This is a genomic window from Micromonospora cynarisoli (assembly GCF_030518815.1).
Classification (GTDB): Bacteria; Actinomycetota; Actinomycetes; order Mycobacteriales; family Micromonosporaceae; genus Micromonospora; species Micromonospora wenchangensis.
Map to the genome: position 1 here is coordinate 5379481 of NZ_CP130426.1, position 17085 is coordinate 5396565.

Below are 17085 nucleotides of genomic sequence, written 5' to 3' on the forward strand. Positions count from 1 at the left end.
CGCGGGGGAGCGGGAAAGAAGGCGGGATGACCGCCCAGACCCACGGCCAGCCGGTGCTCCAGGCCCGCCAGCTCCGCCTGTTGATGTTCGGCCTGATGACCGGCATGCTGCTGGCCGCGCTGGACCAGACCATCGTCGGTACGGCGTTGCCCACCATCGTCGGCGAGCTGGGCGGGATCGACCACTACTCGTGGGTGGTGACCGCCTACCTGCTCGCCTCGACCGCCTCCACCCCGCTCTACGGCAAGATGGCCGACCTGTACGGCCGCCGCCCGGTCTTCCTCTTCTCGATCGGCACGTTCCTGCTCGGCTCGCTGCTGGCCGGCCTGTCGCAGGACATGACCCAGCTGATCGTCACCCGGGGTGTGCAGGGCATCGGCGCGGGTGGCCTGATGACGTTGGCGTTCACCATCATCTCGGACGTGGTGTCGCCCCGGGAGCGTGGTCGCTACCAGGGGCTGTTCGGGGCGGTCTTCGGTGTCTCCTCGGTGGCCGGGCCGCTGGTCGGCGGCTACTTCGCCGAGACCAACTGGCGGTGGATCTTCTATCTGAACGTGCCGCTGGCGCTGCTGGCGATCGTGGTCTGCTACCACGTGCTGCGGTTGATCCCGTTCGAGCGGCGGGAGCACACCGTCGACTGGCTGGGGGCGGCGCTGCTGGTCGCCGGGGTGAGCGCGCTGCTGCTGGCGCTGAGCTGGGGCGGCAACTCGTACGCCTGGGGTTCGGCGACGATCGTCGGGCTGTTCGTGGCTGGTGCGGTGCTCGGGGTGGCGTTCGTGCTCCAGGAGACCCGGGTCGACGAGCCGATCCTGCCGCTGGGGCTGTTCCGCTCGGCGACGTTCGCGCTGGCCAACTCGGCCGGCTTCGTGCTCGGTCTGGTGATGTTCGGGTCGATCATCTTCATCCCGCTGTACCTCCAGATCGTCAAGGGCGCCTCGCCCACCCGCAGCGGTCTGCTGATGCTGCCGATGATGGCCGGGATCATCGTCACCTCGATCGTGACCGGTCGGGCGATGAGCCGGGTCGGCAGGTACAAGTGGTTCCCGGTGGCCGGTTCGGTGGTGCTGGTCGCCGGCATGCTGCTGTTCACCCGGCTCCAGGTGGACAGCTCGCTCTGGGCGGCGTTCGGCTACATGGTGGTCATCGGCGTCGGGCTGGGCCTGTGCATGCAGTCGCTCATCCTCGGCGTGCAGAACGCGGTGGACGTACGGAACCTGGGCGCGGCGACCTCCTCGGCGACGTTCTTCCGGTCGCTGGGCGGCTCGTTCGGGGTGGCCATCCTGGGCGCGGTGCTCTCCTCCCGGCTCGCCGGTGGCCTGGCCGACCGGCTGCCGGGCGCGATCGCCCAGCTCCCGCCCGACCAGCGGGCGGCGGTGGCGGGCAGCGGCACGAACATCTCGATCAACGATCCGGCGACGATCCTCGCCCTGCCCGGCCCGGTCCGGGCGGCCATCCAGGCGTCCTTCGTCGACGCGCTGCACCTGGTGTTCCTGACCACCGGGCTGATCGCGCTGCTCGCCGTGCTGGTCACCCTGGCTCTGCCGAACGACCAGCTCCGGGGCGCCGGCCCGCAGGGCGCGACGGGTGGCACCGACCCGCTCGGCGGCAAGGCCCCCGCCCCCGGCGGCAAGCCCCTGACCCGGGAGTCCAGGGATGAAGCCGCCGCCGACCTCGACGCCAAGTCCCAGACCATGCTCTGACCCGCCCGCCCCTGACCTGCCCGGCCCGCCCCGGCCGGGTCGGTGGGACCAGAGGCTACTTCAGGATGAGGCGGTTGGTCTGGGTGAAGACGTCGAGGTCGGCGAGGGTCTCCGGGACCGAGAGGGAGAGCGGGGCGGGGAACTCGTGCGGGTGCAGGAAGGCGGCGTCGGTCGTCTCGTCGGTGACCCGGGCCAGCTCGCCGTCCCACTCGTCGACCCGGAACGCGGTGGTGAAGATCTGGTAGGTGTGGCCGTACATGTTGGTGTGGGTGCGGTCCGGGCCGGTGTAGAGGGCGAAGGCGCTGACCCGCAGGGCGCGTAGGCCGGTCTCCTCGCGTACCTCGCGCACCGCGCAGTCGGCGATCGACTCGCCGAGTTCCATCGCGCCCGCCGGCAGCGCCCACTGGCCGTTGTCCGAGCGGCGGATCAGCAGCACCCGTCCGACGTCGTCGCGCACCACGGCCCGGGCGCCGACGAACATCAGCGTCCGGTCACCGGCCAGGGCGCGTAGTTGTCCCACGTACGAGTCGGCCCAGGAGATACTCACCCGGACAATCTACGCAGCATCTCGGTGAGGGTCGGGCGTTCCGGGGGTTCCCAACGTGTGACCGGCGACACTAGCTTGTCACCCATGCGTAGCACGATGATGGACGCCCCGCTCCAGGTCGCCCGGATCCTCGAACACGGCGTCACCGTGCACGGCACGGCCGAGGTGGTCACCTGGACGGGGGCCGAGCCGCGCCGGATGTCGTACGCCGAGGTGGGGCGGACGGCGGCCCGGCTGGCCCACGCGCTGCGCGACGAGTGCGGGGTGACCGGCGACGAGCGGGTCGCCACCTTCATGTGGAACAACACCGAGCACCTGGTGGCGTACTTCGCGGTGCCGAGCATGGGCGCGGTGCTGCACACCCTGAACATCAGGCTCTTTCCCGACCAGGTCGCCTACATCGCCAACCACGCGCAGGACCGGGTCGTGCTGGTCGACTCGACGCTCATCCCGCTGCTGGCCCGGGTGCTCGGCGAGCTGACCACGGTGCGGCACGTGGTGGTGGTCGGCGGGGGCGACCCCGGGCCGCTGCGGGCGGTCGCCGGTGACCTGGTCACCTTCCACCACTGGGACGACCTGCTGGCCGGCCGCCCCGAGCACTACGACTGGCCCGAGGTGGACGAGCGGGATGCCGCCGCGCTGTGCTACACCTCCGGCACCACCGGCCACCCCAAGGGCGTCGCCTACTCGCACCGGTCGATCTACCTGCACTCGTTGCAGGTGTGCCTGCCGGAGGGGTTCGGGCTCGGGCCGGGCGACCGGGAACTGGCCATCGTGCCGATGTTCCACGCCATGTCCTGGGGGCTGCCGTACGCGGCGTTCCTGTCCGGGGCGTCGCTGATCATGCCGGACCGGTTCCTCCAGGCCGCGCCGATCGCCGAGATGATCGCCGCCGAGCGGCCCACCCTGGCCGGCGCGGTGCCGACCATCTGGAACGACCTGCTGGCCCACCTGGACGCCCACGAGGTGGACACCTCGTCGCTCAAGGAGGTGATCGTCGGCGGTTCGGCCTGCCCGCCCGCGCTGATGCACGCGTTCGCCGAGCGGCACGGCATCGAGGTGATCCACGCCTGGGGGATGACCGAGATGTCCCCGCTGGGGTCGGTGTCCCGGGCGCCGGCCGGGGCGACCGGCGACGATGCCTGGCGGTACCGCTACACGCAGGGGCGGGTGCCGGCCGGGGTGGCCGCCCGGATCGTCGGCCCGCTGGGCGACCCGCTGCCCGCCGACGGGGCGTCCGTGGGGGAGTTGGAGGTGCGCGGGCCGTGGGTGACCGCCCGGTACGTCGGCGACGACGCCCCCGACCCGGAGAGGTTCCGCGACGGCTGGCTGCGTACGGGTGACGTGGGCACGCTCTCACCTGACGGGTTCATCACGCTTACCGACCGGGCCAAGGACGTGATCAAATCCGGTGGGGAGTGGATCTCCTCGGTGGAGCTGGAGAACGCGTTGATGGCCCACCCGGACGTGCAGGAGGCCTGTGTGGTGGGGGTGCCCGACCAGCGGTGGGGTGAGCGTCCACTGGCCACCGTGGTGGTCCGCGAGGGCGCGTCGACCAGTGTGGAGCAGCTCCGTGCGTTCCTCGCCGGTACGGTGGCACACTGGCAGTTGCCGGAACGCTGGGCGGTCATCGACGCGGTGCCCAGGACCAGCGTGGGCAAGTTCGACAAGAAGGTGGTGCGTTCGCGGTACGCCGCCGGCGACCTGGAGGTACGGGAGCTGGCGGGGCCGTAACACTTTTCGGCGCTCCGTCGCCGATGGGGGTAGGGACGTCACTCCTGAAACATCCCTCCCCACGGGGCGGCCCCGGCGTTCGCACCGCGCCGGGGCCGCCCTTCCTCGCGGTGACCCGCCATGTCATTGTTGCGAGAATTACTCGCTTCTGTCCGGGCGATTGCGAAATGTCCTCGGAACTACTGCCCGGCGGTGTCGATCAGCACCTTCCCCACCACCGCGTCCTCCACCGCCCGGTGCGCGTCGGCGGCCTGCGCCAACGGGAAGCGGTGCAACGGCAGGCCGGCCTCGACGCCCACCCGAACCGCCCCCTGGGCGACCGCCGCCGCCACGTCGGTCACCGCCTGCGCCTTGGCCGCCTTCGGCGCCGTATAGACAAACACGAACTGCCAGCGGGCGTTCGGGGCCATCAACGGCCGGATCGGCAGCGTCACCTCGTCGCCACCGTCGTCGGCGTAGACGCAGACCGCCCCGCCGGGACGCAGCAACCGCACGTCGGTGGCCGCGTTGCGGGCGGCGGAGACCTCCACGACGGTGTGCACCCCGTCGGGCGAGATCTTGCGGACCTCCTCGACCACGTCCTGCTCCCGGTAGTCGACCACGAAGGACGCCCCGGCAGCCGCCGCCAACTGCGCCTTCTCCGGGCTGCTCACCGTCGCGACGACGCAGGCGTCGGCCCAGCGGGCCAACTGGATCGCCGCGTTGCCCACCGCACCCGCCCCACCCTGCACCAGCACCACGTGGTCGCTGAGCGCCCCCGCGTGCAGGGTGTCCGGCATGTACTCCCCGACGGTCAGGCAGCGGTGCGCGGTGAGGAACGGGATGCCCAGGCAGGCCCCCAGCTCGAAGGAGGCGTCCCCGAGCGGCACCACCTGCCGGACCGGCACCACCGTGTACTCGGCGGCCGTGCCCCACGGGCGCTGCCAGGCGGCCTCCCAGACCCACACCCGTTCCCCGGCCAGACCCTGGTCGACCCCCGCGCCGACCGACTCCACCACGCCCGCCCCGTCCTGCCCCGGGGTCTGCCAGCCGACAGGCAACGGCTGCTGCCGTCGGCTCTTCCAGTCGGTCGGGTTCACCCCGGCCACCGCCAGCCGGACCAGCACCTCCCCCGGGCCCGGTTCGGGCACCGGCCGGTCGACCAACCGGAGCACCGACGGGTCACCGGTGCGTTCGTACACGATCGTCTGCATGCCGTCTCCTCAGGCCGCCGGTTTGAGCACCACCTTCGAGTAGCCTTCCTCGCGGCGGTCGAAACGCTGGTACGCCTCCGGAGCCGCGTCCAACGGCAACTCCTTGCTCACCACGAAACTCGGCGTGGCCCGCCCCGACATGATCAGGTTCCGCAGGTACTCGTTGTAGGTCTTCACGTTGGCCTGCCCGGTGCCCATCCGCAGACCCTTCTCGAAGAACTTGCCCACCTTGAACAGCAGCTCACCCCTGCCGGAGTGCTCGTCCGGCGCACCCGGGTCGCTGGCCAGATAGAGGCCGACCACGCCGAGCGCCCCGGTGGCCCGGACCACCTCGACCAGGCTGTCGAGCACCGCCGCCGGCTGCTCCCCGCCACCCGCCCCGGTGGCCTGGTAGCCGACCGCGTCCACCCCGTGATCGGTGCCCACCCCGTCGGTCCGGTCGAGGATCTGCGCCACCGGGTCGCCGACCGAGAAGTCGATGGGGGTCGCCCCGATCGACCCGGCCAGCCGCAGCCGGTCCGGCACCCGGTCCACCAGGAACACCTCGGCGGCACCCATCAGGAGCGCCGAGTACGCGGCCATCAGCCCGACCGGCCCACCCCCCATCACGGTGAGGTTCTCGCCCGGCCGCAACCCGGTCATCGCCACCCCATGGTAGCCGGTGGGAAAGATGTCGGCGAGCATCGCGTAGTCGTTCTCGTGCTCGGTGCCGGGCGGCAGCTTCAGGCAGTTGAAGTCGGCGTACGGCACCCGCAGGTACTCGGCCTGCCCACCCCGGTACGGCCCCATCGCCACGTAGCCGTACGCGCCACCGGCGAAGCCGGGGTTGACGGTGAGACAGAAGCCGGTCTTCTGCTCCCGGCAGTTGCGGCAGAACCCGCAGGCCACGTTGAACGGCATCGACACCCGGTCGCCGACCCTGACCCGCCGTACCCCGGTGCCGACCTCGACGACGGTGCCCATGTTCTCGTGGCCGAAGACGATGCCCGGCTCGGCGAGCGTGCGCCCCTCGTACATGTGCAGGTCCGAGCCGCAGATCGCGGTCGTGGTGATCTGCACGACGACGTCGTCGGGGTGCTCGATGCGTGGGTCCTCGACCTGCTCGACCGTCACCTCGTGCGGCCCCTGGTACACCACAGCTCTCATGGGTCCGACGCTAGGCGGCCCGGCCGGGTCACGGAGGCGGTTCAGCCGAGCCGGTCCACCACCTCCGGGGTGAGGTCGTGCACCGAGGAGAGCACCGTCGCGGCCAGCTCCGCCGCGTCCGGGTCCAGCGGGTACGACCCGTGCGGCACCGCGACCACCCGCATCCCGGCGGCGGCGGCCGAGCGGACCCCGTTCGAGGAGTCCTCCACGGCCGCACACCGGGCCGGGTCGACCCCGAGCTGCTCGGCGACGGCCAGGTACACGTCGGGCGCGGGCTTGCCCCGGGCGGTCCGCTCGGTCGACAGGGTCACCCGGAACTCGGCGGTGAGGTCCGCTGCGGTCAGCGCCGCCGCGATCAGCCGGGTCGGCGAGGAACTGGCCAGCCCCAGCGGCCAGCGCGCGGCCAGCCGGCGCACCACCAGGTCGGCGTCGTCGATCAGCGGTACGCGCACCGCGTACCGCCGGGCCATCTCCTCGACCACGTCCAGGGCCACCTGCTCGGCGCTGCGGTCGACGCCCAGCTCGCCGCTGAGGTACCCGGCCCACTCGCCGGTGCTCATCCCCATCAGCCGCCGCTGGGTGTCGGGCTGCCAGGTGCCGCCCCGCGCCGCCACGTACGCCCGGCGCACCTCCTCCCAGACCGGCTCCGAGTCCACGATCACGCCGTCCAGGTCGAACACCACCGCATCCACCGTCACCCGCCCATCCTCCCCGACGCCACCGCCCCGTCCCGACGCCACCCTGCCCCGCGGGCGGGTCAGCGGTAGGCCGCGGCCTGGGTGCCGTAGAGGGTGGCGTAGACGCCGCCGAGACGGATCAGCTCGTCGTGGGTGCCCACCTCGCGTACCCCGCCGTCGCCGATCACGATGATCAGGTCTGCGGTGCGGACCGTCGAGAACCGGTGCGACACGAACACCGTCACCCCACCGCTGTCGGCGGCGACCCGGGCCGCCCCGTCGGCGTACCTGGCGAACAACCGGTGCTCGGCCTCGGCGTCCAGCGCCGACGCCGGCTCGTCCAGCACCATCAGCAGCGGGGCGTCGCGCATCATCGCCCGGCCGAGCGCCAACTGCTGCCACTGCCCGCCGGAGGCGTCCACCCCGCCGTCGGCGTGGCTGCGTCCCAGCCGGGTGTCCAGCCCGTACGGCAGCCGGTCGGCGACCTCGCTGTGCGCCCGGGCCAGGCCGGTGCGGACCGCCTCGTCGTCGGTGGCCCGGGGCAGGTCCCCGATGCCGACCGCCAGCCGGGCGGTCAGCTCCGGACGCGCGTAGTCCTGGAAGGCGGCGGTGGTCCGCTCCCGCCAGGCGGCCAGGTCGAGGTGGCGCAGGTCGACCCCGTCGACCAGGATCGCGCCCCGGTCGGGTTCGTAGAACCGGTTGAGCAGCTTGACCAGCGTGGTCTTGCCCGCGCCGTTCTCGCCCACGACCGCCACGGTGCTGCCGGCGGGCAGCAGCAGGTCGACGTCGCGCAGCACCGGCCCGGCCGCGCCCGGATAGGTGAAGGTCACCTGCCGCAGCCGGATGCCCTCCAGCAGGCGCGCGGGCGGGCGCAGTGGCGTGGCGGGCGCGTCGGGCGGGGTGACCGGTGCCGGCACCAGGTCACGCACCTCGTCCAGGCGTTGCAGGGACCGGCCGCTGCGCGCCAACTGCTGGGTGATCGTCACCGCTGCGGCGACCTGCTGGTTGAGCTGCGAGGCGAGCATGACCGCCAACACCACGTCGCCGACGTCGGCCCGGCCGCGTACGGCGTCGCGGACGACCAGGACCAGGGCGGCGACGTAGCCGAGGGCGAAGACGGCCTGCCCGGCGGCCCGCCACAGGCCGGCGGCCAGCTCGCCGCGCCAGAGCCGGGCGGTGGCCCGCTGCCAGTGCGTGGCGTAGCGCTGCTGGAGATGCCCCACCAGGCCCAACAGGCGCAGCTCCTTGGCCGAGGCCGCGGTGGTGGTCAGCTCGAACAGGTGCCGGGCCTGCCTGGTGTCGACGACGCTGTCCGCGCGGGCCCGGTCGGCGGCGGCCTGGGCCCGGCGACCGGCCAGCACCGGCAACGCGGCCAGCAGCGGCAGCAGCACCAGCGCCGGATGGGTCAGGGTGAGCAGCACGGTGGTCAGCAGCAGGCCGACCACCAGCGACCCCCCGGTCAGCAGCGCCTGGAGACCCTCGCCGATGCGTTGCAGCTCGTCCTGGGCCAACGCCATCCGGTCGGCGTGCTCGGGCCGCTCGTGGTGGTCGAGGTACGGCGTGCCGTTGCTGATCGCGATGAGCTGCTCGTCGGTGCTGAGCACGTTGAGCTCGGACACCTCGAAGTACCCGATGTGCGCGAAGTGGGCGCAGGTCAGCGCCGCGATCGCGGCCACCGCGACGGCCAGGCCCGCCCAGGCCGCCGCCCCGGCCCGACCGGCCGCCGCCGCGTTCGTGAGGTGCTTGAGCGCCACCGCGCTCGCCGGCACCGCCACCGCGTTGCCCACCATCAACGCCAGCGCCACGGCCATCTTGCGCCGGTCCTGCCGCCACGACAGCCGCAGCAGCCCGATGATCGCCCGCAGCATCGCTCAGCCCACCCGCTGCGCCAGCGGACCGGCGCCCTCGTCGGTCTCCCGGTCGGCCCCGCCGGTGTCCCCGTCGGCCCCGTCGTCGGCGAACCGCTCCGCCTGAAGGGTGAACATCGCCGCGTACCGGCCGCCCGCCGCCATCAACTCGTCGTGGCTGCCCTGCTCGACGACCCGCCCCCCGTCGAGCAGGACGATCCGGTCGGCCAGCCGGACGCTGGACAGCCGGTGCGAGATGAGCACCGTCGTGCGGCCCCGGGTCAGCTCGGCGAACCGGGCGAAGAACTCGGCCTCGGCCCGCACGTCCAGCGCCGCCGTGGGTTCGTCGAGCACCAGCACGGTGCTGCCGTGGTAGAGCGCGAACAGGGCCCGGGCGATGGCGATGCGCTGCCACTGCCCGCCGGACAGGTCGACCCCGCCGTCGTACGCGCGCGACAGCAGCGTGTCCATGCCGTCCGGCAGCGCGTCGAGGGTGTCGAGCAGCCCGGCCGCCTCCGCCGCGCGGCGGATCCCGGCCCGGTCGTCGAGATGTTCCACCGCGCCGAACCCGATGTTGGCCGCCACCGACAGTTCGTAGCGGACGAAGTCCTGGAACACCACGGCGATCCGCCGCTGCCAGTCCCGGGCCGGCAGGTCGGCGAGGTCGACGCCGTCGGCCCGCACCGCACCGGCATCCGGCGAGTAGAGCCGGGCCAGCAGTTTCACCAGGGTCGTCTTGCCCGCGCCGTTCACCCCGACCAGGGCGGTGCAGCGTCCGGCGGGGATGTGCAGGTCCAGGCCGTCGACCACCGGAGTGGCCGCGCCCGGGTACCCGAAGCGCACCCCGGTGAAGTCGATGGCCGGGGCGGCGGTGGCGGGCGGCCCGGCGCGGCCCCGGTCAGCGGGTTCCGGGTAGCGGGCCATCGCCTGCTCGAACGCGGTGATGGCGGTCTCGGCGTTCATGCCGTACTGGGTCTGGGTGTCGGAGTCCGGGTAGAACTCGCCCAGCCGGATCAGGGCCAGCACCGCCTGCAACACCAGCGCCAGCGCGGCCAGGTCGTACGCCCCCTCGGCGGCGCGGACCCCGGCCAGCGCCAGCACGGCCGCGACGCCGACCAGCCCCACCGCCGTGTACGCCAGGTAGGGCCGCAAATAGATCCGGCGGCGCTCGGCCCACACGGGGGCCAGGGCCCGGCGGTAGACCTGCCGGTAGCGTTCGGTCAGCCAGCCGGTGAGCCCGAAGACCCGCAGCTCCTTGGCGGCGGCCGGGCCCATCGCCAGCCCCCGCAGGTAGCGGCTCTCCCGGCGCAGGGCCGCCACGTCGCGGATGACCCGGGCGTAGCGGCGCAACCCGCCGCGCTGGCCGTGCCGGAACAGCAGCACCACCGCCAGCATGACCAGCGCCGCCCACGGCCCCAGCACCACCGCCACCACCACCGTGAACCCGGCGACCTGGGTGTACGGCCCGACGAGCGCGATCAGCCCGGCGTAGGCCGCGCCCGGGGTGCGGAACGCGAACCGCAGCTCGTGCCCGGCCTCGCCCAACTCGTCCAGCACCGCCGGGTCCTCCAGCGGGGTGATCTCCCGGGTCGACAGCGACGCCTGGATGAGCCGTCGGTACATGTGCCCGTCGACGCGGCGGCTGAGCTGCTCGGCGACGGCCTTCTGCGCCGCCTCCGCCAGTTGCGCCGCGATCAGCGCCGCGCCGGCGACGGCCAGCGGCCACCACACCCCGGCCGGTCCGGCGGTGCCGTGCAGCACCGGGCCGATCCGGCCGACGGTGGTGCTGACGGCGACCGCGAAGACGACCGGCAACACCCCCCGGGACACGCTGAGCGCCAGCGCGACGGCACTCCAACCGGCTCCGGCGGCGGGCCACTGCCGGGCGATGCGCAGCCGGGCGGCGGCGGCCTCACGCCACTGCCCGACGCCGGAGGGGGAGGCGGCCATCGCGGTCAGCCGAAGATCTCGTCCCGCAGGGGCGCCGGCAGGTCCAGCTCCTGCGTGCAGGACCGCACCGACACCTGGTAGGACTCCACCACCTCGGGGCTGTCGGCCACGGCCAACTCCGCGTCGGTCAGCACCGTCACCGACCGGGGCCGGAAGCGGTACTCGTCGGCGTTGCCGTGCAGACCGGGTACGACGTAGGGCTCCGGCTCCACCGGGTTGTGGATCTTCGACTGGTCGGAGTTGAGGTCGCCTGCCGCACCCCACCCGGTGAGCATCTCCGGCCGGTACAGGTGGCCGATGCCGAGGCGGTCGAACAACCGGGACACCGTCTCCTGCGGCGCGCGGCTGCACTCGTACGGGAAGTGCGTCACCGCCAGCCCCTCGGCCCCGGCCCAGGCGCGCATCCGCGCGTAGTTGAGCGTGCTGAGCACGAAGTTCTCCACCACCCGCTCGCGCCCGATCTTGCCCTCCCACTTGGCCATCCACGAGTCGAGCGAGGCACGCGGCTGCCGGTCCAGCACCAGCAGGCGCAGCCGGTCGACCGGCCAGCCGGCCTCGACGAGGCAGCGGGCCGGGTTGAACAGCGCCTCGAACGGCACGTACGGCCCGGCCATCTCCTTGGCGAACAGCACCGGCTCGCCGTCGGGCAGCTTCCACGGCGAACCCTCACCGCCGGTGAGCGCGAACCGGCCGATGGTCTTGACCGGCTGGTAGTAGGCCGCCGCCCGCGCCATGCCGAACAGGTTGGTCACGGCGGTCGAGCCGACCCGGCAGCGCCCCCAGCCGAGCACCAGCAGCGGGTAGTCGGCCGGGCCCCGACCGGCGAACCCGTCGCGCAGGGTACGCACGATCCGGGCGGTGACCTCGTCGACGGTGGTGGTGACGACCTGGTAGCGGCCGTCGGGCGGGAGCGCGACGGTGGTGAGCGCGTCGTCGTCGGCGGCGGCCAGCCGGTGCAGCAGCGGATAGGGGTCGGTCATCGGGACTCCCGGTGGTCGGAGGGGCGGGTGCTGCCCAGGTCGAGCAGCGCGGCGACGTCCCGCAGGGCGACCGGGCGCAGCGCGGCCTCGCACAGCAGCGTCTCGATGCCCCGCAGCGCCCGCTCGCAGACGGGGCCCGGCACCCGCCGGGTGTCGGCCAGCAGGTGCAGCGCGCAGCCGCCGGCCAGGTGGGGCATGGCCAGGAAGAAGGTCATGTCGTGGCGGGCCACGGCGGTGACCTGCCGCACGGTGGTGTGCGCCGCCAGGGCGGTCAGCGTGGCCCGGTCGGGTGGTCCCGCCGGGACGTCGAAGTCGCGGCCCAGGCGGGCGTCGTTGAAGTACACCGACAGGTCGGCCTGCGCGCCCTCGGCCGCGATCAGCGCGTCCAGGGCCTCCGGCGGGTAGGTGGCGTGGAAGTACGACTCCGTCGAGTCGCGGTAGCAGCGCCGGACGGCGTCGTCGACGTCACGGTCGCCGATCTCGAAGACCAGCAGCGCGTTCTGGGCGATGCCGGTGGCCAGTTGCCGCTGGCGGGGGGTGTTCCGGTTGCCGGCGATCAGCTTGACCACGGCCCGGTCCCGGCCGGTCAACGCCGCCTGGACCAGCAGCGCGGCGGTCAGCACCACGGTGGACGACGACGCCCCCGTCCGCTCGGCCAGCGCGGTGGCGGCGGCGGCCACGGCGGTGGACTCCATCCGCCAGGTGACGACAGGCAGCCCGCCGGCGTCCTGCTCCGGCCCGTCGAAGATCCGCTGCGGCACCAGGGGCAGCCGCTCCCGCCAGTACGCCAGGGACCGGGCGGCCCGGCGCTGCCCGGCCGGTGACGCCTCGTAGCCGGCCTGGTCCAACGGCTGCCAGCCCGGCGCGGGCAGGGTCCGTTCGCCCTCGATCAGGGTGCGCAGCTCCGCCAGCAGCAGCTCCAGCGACCAGCCGTCCAGCGACACGTGCGAGGCGGCCACGGCCACGGCCTCCACCTGGCCGTCGACGCGCAGCAGCGCCCACCGGACCGGCCAGTCCCGGTCCAGCCGGAACGCGGTGCCGGCCAGTTCGGCGGCGGTGGCGTCCGCCGCCGCCGGCAGTTCGGCGGCGGTGGTGTCCCGCACCAGCGGCGCGTACGACCCGTCGGCGAGCAGGTGCTGGCGGGGTCCGTCGGCGTCCTCGGTCATCAGGGTGCGCAGCACCTGGTGTCGCAGCACCAGCTCCGACCAGGCCGTGGTGACCCGCTCGGTGGTGACCGGGGCGGTCAGCCGCAGCACCCGCCTGATGTTGAAGTCCCGGCTGGCCTCGCCGAACCACTGCATCGGCCGGTACATGGCCGTCTGCCCCCAGGTCAGCGGCGCGGAACCGGCGGACGCTCCGGTGAACCGGGCCTGGACCGCCGCGTCCCCGACCGCCGGCCGGCCGGCGTCCGCCCGCAGGGGCCGGTCCGGGTGCTCCCCGGTCGGCGTCGCCGGGGCCACGGTGCCCGGCGACCGGTGGTCGGGCATCCCGGCGGCCAGGGCGCGCACCGTGCGCCTGTCGAACAGGTCGGCGATGCCCACCGGCAGGCCCAACTCCTCGTCCAACCGGGTGACGACCTCGACCACCTGCATGGAGTCGCCGCCGAGTTCGAAGAAGTCGTCGTCCACACCGAGCCGGTCCACCCGCAGCACCGCGCCGACCACCCCGGCCACCGCCGTCTCCAGGTCACCGGAGGGCGGGACGTACGCGGTGCTCAGCGCGGGCCGCACCGTCGGCGTGGTGGGCAGCCGACGGGTGTCGACCTTGCCGTTCGGGGTGAGCGGGTACTGCGCCACGTACAGGAACCGGCTCGGGACGGACGCCTCCGGCAGCAGACCGGCGGCGTGGGCGCGCAGCTGCGCCTCGGTCGGTCGGGGCTCGTCCTCGGACCGCAGGTAGGCGACCAGGTGCAGGTCATGGCCGTCGGGTTCGGCGATCACCACCGCCTCGGCGACCCCGGGGCAGCGGCGCAGCGCGTCCTCGACGGCGGGCGGCTCGACGCGCTGGCCCCGGATCTTCACCTGCCGGTCGGCGCGGCCGAGCACGTCCAGCACCCCGTCCGGGCCCAGCCGGCCCAGGTCACCGGTGCGCAGCAGCCGCCGCCCGTCGCCACCGGGGTGCGGGATCCACCGCTGGGCGGTAAGCACCGGCTGGCCGTGGTAGCCCCGGCCGATCACCGCCCCGCCCAGGCAGATCTCGCCGGTCTGCCCCGGCGGCACGGGCCGGCCCTGCTCGTCGAGGATGTGCACCTCGGCGTTGGGGATGGGGGCACCGACCGGCAGCCGCCGCCCGACCGTACGGTCCGCGCCGATCCAGTACCAGGTCGCGCCGACGGTCTCGCTCATGCCGTAGTGGTTGCCGAAGCCCGACTTGGGGCTGCCGGTGATCCACGCGTCGAACTCGGGGGTCAGGTACAGCGGCTCGCTGCCGATCATCACCTGGCGGGCGACGTCGTCGACGCCACCGAGGGCGGTCATCGCCCGCACGTGCGACGGGGTGAGCTTCAGGAACCCGCACGGGGCGGCGGCGGTCAGCGCGATCAGGTCGTCGAACGCGACCGGCTCGGGCGCGACCTCCAGCTCCCAGTCCGCGACAAGCGCCGTGAACAGCGTCATCACCGACCCGACGAAGTACAGCGGGGCGTGCAGCACCGCCCGCTCCCCGGGCTGGAACGCGAACTCCTCGGCGCACCAGTGCACGTAGTTGACCAGCTGCCGGTGGGTGCCGAGCACCCCCTTGGGAGCGCCGCTGGTGCCGGAGGTGTACATGATGAACGCCAGGTTCTCCACCCGGCAGCCGCCGTCACCGTCGTCACCGACCGGCTCCGGCAGGTCGGTCACGTCGAGCACGGTCGACGGGTAGCCGGCGTCCACGAGGTTGCGGTGCTCCGGACCGGTCAGCAGCACCGGATCGCCCGCGTCGGCCAGGATCCGGGCCCGCCGGTCCGCCGGGTCGTGGACCGACAGCGGCAGGTACGCCGACCCGGCCGCCAGCACCGCGAGGATCGCCACCACCGCGTCCACCGAGCGGGGGAGCAGCACCGCGACCGGGGTCTCCGGCCCGGCGCCGTGGCCCCGCAGCACCCGGGCGGCGTGCCGGACCCGCGCCCGCAGCTCCCCGGCGGTGACCGCGACCCCGGCGCAGCGCACCGCGACGCGCTCCGGATCGGCCGCCAGCGCCCGGTCGACGAGGACGTGCAGCGGGGTGTCGCCGAACGGGCGGCGGGGGCCGGTGGCGACCGACGACGCGGCGTCCACGGTGGCCGGTCCCGGCCGGATGGCGGGGCCGGTGCCGGCACCCCCCGTGGTACGCAGCGAGGCGGGCCGCAGGTCGGTCCAGTGTGCCGCGACGTGCTCCAGGCAGGCCTCGACCGGCCCGGTGAACACCGTGGTCCAGCCACCCGGCAGCGGCCGGCCCGCCGGCCACAGGGAGTACTGGTCCTCGCCGTTGACGACGACCTGGTGCGGATCGACGCTCACGCGGGACCCCCGACCGTCTGCGGTGCCGTGTCGAGCCGCTCGACGGGGTCGCGCCAGGACTCCTTGGTGTACCAGTCACCGCCGAACGAGGTGATCGTCGGGGTCCAGCCGTCGTGCGCGTCGGCGAAGCCGGCGACCTCGCGCCAGAACACGTCCACCAGCGCCGAGTACCGGCAGGCGGTCCGCAGGTCGGCCAGGGTGAACGGTGGCCCGTCCATGCGGACCAGCCGGATGTCGAACGCGCCCCGGTACTGCCGGCCACCGACAGTGAACGGCTGCTTCCACATCGCCGCGCCGGGGGCCCGCAGGGTGTAGCGGACGCGGGAGGTGCTGTGCCCGCCGTGCCGCAGGTCGCCCCACTCGGCGATGTCGGGCACCAGCGGCGGGAAGAAGTAGTGCCGCTGCCGGGGCACCTCGACCCGGTCGAAGTTGCCGGGCACGAAGTGCCAGCGGTTGTACATCATCCGCTGCGCGACCTGCCACAGGATGTCGGTGACGGCGGGGGCGGGCAGGTCGGCGGCCATCTCGGGGCTGGGCAGCACGCAGCAGAAGAAGTCGGGCTTCTTCAGGCCCGCGACCTCCTCGTCGTACCGCCCGGCCGGACCGTCGAGGCGGGACAGGTCCCGGATGCCGCTGGACATGCCGTAGTCGGCGCGGCTGTCGACGACCGCGCCCAGCACGATGCCCTCCAGGATGCCTGTCAGCTCGCGCTCGTCGCCGCCCGCGTACACGCTGCGCAGGGCGGTGGTGGTGGCGTGCCGTACCCAGGAGGCGGCGTCCTCGCCGTCGACCGGACCGGGGCGGACGCCTGTCGACGTCCGCAGGGTCGGCGGCAGTTCGACCTGACTGCGCTGCTCCTCCTCCCAGGGCAGCAGGTACTCGTCCTTGGCGTAGGTCAGCCCGTTGATCCGCCGGTAGCGGATGTGACCGCTGCCGTCGACGAGTTCGACCAGCTCACCGGCGAGGGTGGCCAACTCGGCCAGGGTCGCGGTGCTCAGCTCCACGGTGGCCTGTTCGCCGAGCGCGCGCAGGTACGCCGCGCAGCGGGTGGTCAACACCTTCCGGAGGCTGACCGCGCTGAGCTGGCGGCCGTTGAACTCCTCGAATCGCACCGCCCGGCCGGTGCGGAACAGCAACTGGATGGAGGCGACGAAGAGCCGCTCCTCCGGGCTCCAGTCGGCCGGTGGACGGCCCCGCAACGCGGGCAGCACGCCGTCGCGGATGAGGGTGCTGGAGCCGGAGTCGGAGCGGGAGAACACCCGACGCTCGACGAAGATCAGGACCGTCTCGACCCGTTCGACCCAGTCGATGACCTCCTCCAGCCGCTCCGACAGGCTGCCGTCGGCGTGCCAGGTGTACAGCATCTGGTCGAGTTCGCGGCGCTGGTGCTCCTCCTCGGCCTGGGCCGGCAGCCACTCCTCGTCGATCATCTCGATCATCCACCCGGGCAGGGCGAGTTCGGCCACCACCTCCTCGGCCGGCAGGTCGCCGCGCGCCGGTTCGTGGATGGTCAGCCTGCCCAGCGCCGAGTGGGCCAGCACGAACTGGGCGGGGGCGGCGTCGGCACCCGGCGCGGTCAGCCGGAGTTGCTGCCGGCCGAGCAGGTGCCTGACGATCGCCTGCTCGCGCAGGGTCAGGCCGTCGAGGGCGGACCGGAAGGGCACCTTGCCGGCCATGGTGAGCAGGCGCAGCACGGCCGTCTGGGCGCTGCCGCCGAACAGTTCGACGGGGTCACGCACGTCGCGCAGTTCCTGGCTCCACTGGTCGAACTTCGTACGTCGCACGGTCCCGCCTTTCTCGACCGGGGCAGGCTGCGGCGTTCGCACGATGCG

At 73.5% G+C, this 17085-nt stretch carries 11 protein-coding genes; 2 read left to right on the forward strand and 9 right to left on the reverse strand.

Translation table 11 applies throughout. The features are described 5' to 3' along the window. Positions 1-26 precede the first annotated feature (26 nt). On the forward strand, positions 27-1700 hold the full coding sequence (locus tag Q2K16_RS23610) for an MDR family MFS transporter (RefSeq protein WP_302740225.1): 1674 nt from the start codon (positions 27-29) through the stop codon (positions 1698-1700). A 55-nt stretch (positions 1701-1755) separates the two neighbouring features. Here the strand turns inward: Q2K16_RS23610 and Q2K16_RS23615 are convergent, their stop codons facing one another. Then, on the reverse strand, positions 1756-2247 hold the full coding sequence (locus tag Q2K16_RS23615) for an NUDIX domain-containing protein (protein ID WP_302740227.1): 492 nt from the start codon (positions 2245-2247) through the stop codon (positions 1756-1758). An 84-nt stretch (positions 2248-2331) separates the two neighbouring features. Here Q2K16_RS23615 and Q2K16_RS23620 point away from each other — a divergent pair, with 84 nt between their 5' ends. Then, the gene (locus Q2K16_RS23620; RefSeq protein WP_302740229.1) at positions 2332-3981 is read left to right on the forward strand and encodes a fatty acid--CoA ligase; all 1650 of its coding nucleotides are present in this window, start codon (positions 2332-2334) and stop codon (positions 3979-3981) included. A gap of 179 nt (positions 3982-4160) precedes the next feature. Here the strand turns inward: Q2K16_RS23620 and Q2K16_RS23625 are convergent, their stop codons facing one another. The 8 genes from Q2K16_RS23625 to Q2K16_RS23660 are packed head-to-tail and all read right to left on the reverse strand — an operon-like array spanning position 4161 to position 17037. Beyond that, entirely contained in the window at positions 4161-5174 is a 1014-nt protein-coding gene (locus Q2K16_RS23625; RefSeq protein ID WP_302740230.1) for an NADPH:quinone reductase, read from the reverse strand. A 9-nt stretch (positions 5175-5183) separates the two neighbouring features. Next, positions 5184-6320, reverse strand: a complete 1137-nt coding sequence (locus Q2K16_RS23630; RefSeq protein ID WP_302740231.1) for a glutathione-independent formaldehyde dehydrogenase — start codon at positions 6318-6320, stop codon at positions 5184-5186. 41 nt (positions 6321-6361) lie between these two features. Continuing rightward, a complete protein-coding gene (locus Q2K16_RS23635) occupies positions 6362-7018 on the reverse strand; it encodes an HAD family hydrolase (protein WP_302740233.1) in 657 nt (218 codons plus the stop codon). A gap of 59 nt (positions 7019-7077) precedes the next feature. Further along, positions 7078-8865: an ABC transporter ATP-binding protein gene (locus Q2K16_RS23640; RefSeq protein ID WP_302740234.1), complete on the reverse strand. Its 1788-nt coding sequence runs from the start codon at positions 8863-8865 to the stop codon at positions 7078-7080. 3 nt (positions 8866-8868) lie between these two features. Further along, a complete protein-coding gene (locus Q2K16_RS23645; RefSeq protein WP_302740235.1) occupies positions 8869-10794 on the reverse strand; it encodes an ABC transporter ATP-binding protein in 1926 nt (641 codons plus the stop codon). A gap of 5 nt (positions 10795-10799) precedes the next feature. After that, positions 10800-11774 (reverse strand): hypothetical protein, encoded by a 975-nt coding sequence (locus Q2K16_RS23650; RefSeq protein WP_302740236.1) that lies wholly within the window; start codon positions 11772-11774, stop codon positions 10800-10802. After that, positions 11771-15253 (reverse strand): AMP-binding protein, encoded by a 3483-nt coding sequence (locus Q2K16_RS23655; protein ID WP_302740238.1) that lies wholly within the window; start codon positions 15251-15253, stop codon positions 11771-11773. The genes Q2K16_RS23650 and Q2K16_RS23655 overlap by 4 nt, the downstream gene beginning before the upstream one ends. Then, positions 15250-17037: a hypothetical protein gene (locus Q2K16_RS23660; RefSeq protein WP_302740239.1), complete on the reverse strand. Its 1788-nt coding sequence runs from the start codon at positions 17035-17037 to the stop codon at positions 15250-15252. The genes Q2K16_RS23655 and Q2K16_RS23660 overlap by 4 nt, the downstream gene beginning before the upstream one ends. Positions 17038-17085: the final 48 nt, after the last annotated feature.

What these genes read in the sequence shown, in the direction of transcription:
- Q2K16_RS23610 (WP_302740225.1), top strand. Translation starts at nt 27, where the DNA reads ATGACCGCCCAGACCCACGGCCAGCCGGTGCTCCAGGCCCGCCAGCTC.
- Q2K16_RS23630 (WP_302740231.1), bottom strand. Translation starts at nt 6,320, where the DNA reads ATGAGAGCTGTGGTGTACCAGGGGCCGCACGAGGTGACGGTCGAGCAG.
- Q2K16_RS23645 (WP_302740235.1), bottom strand. Translation starts at nt 10,794, where the DNA reads ATGGCCGCCTCCCCCTCCGGCGTCGGGCAGTGGCGTGAGGCCGCCGCC.
- Q2K16_RS23625 (WP_302740230.1), bottom strand. Translation starts at nt 5,174, where the DNA reads ATGCAGACGATCGTGTACGAACGCACCGGTGACCCGTCGGTGCTCCGG.
- Q2K16_RS23650 (WP_302740236.1), bottom strand. Translation starts at nt 11,774, where the DNA reads ATGACCGACCCCTATCCGCTGCTGCACCGGCTGGCCGCCGCCGACGAC.
- Q2K16_RS23640 (WP_302740234.1), bottom strand. Translation starts at nt 8,865, where the DNA reads ATGCTGCGGGCGATCATCGGGCTGCTGCGGCTGTCGTGGCGGCAGGAC.
- Q2K16_RS23620 (WP_302740229.1), top strand. Translation starts at nt 2,332, where the DNA reads ATGCGTAGCACGATGATGGACGCCCCGCTCCAGGTCGCCCGGATCCTC.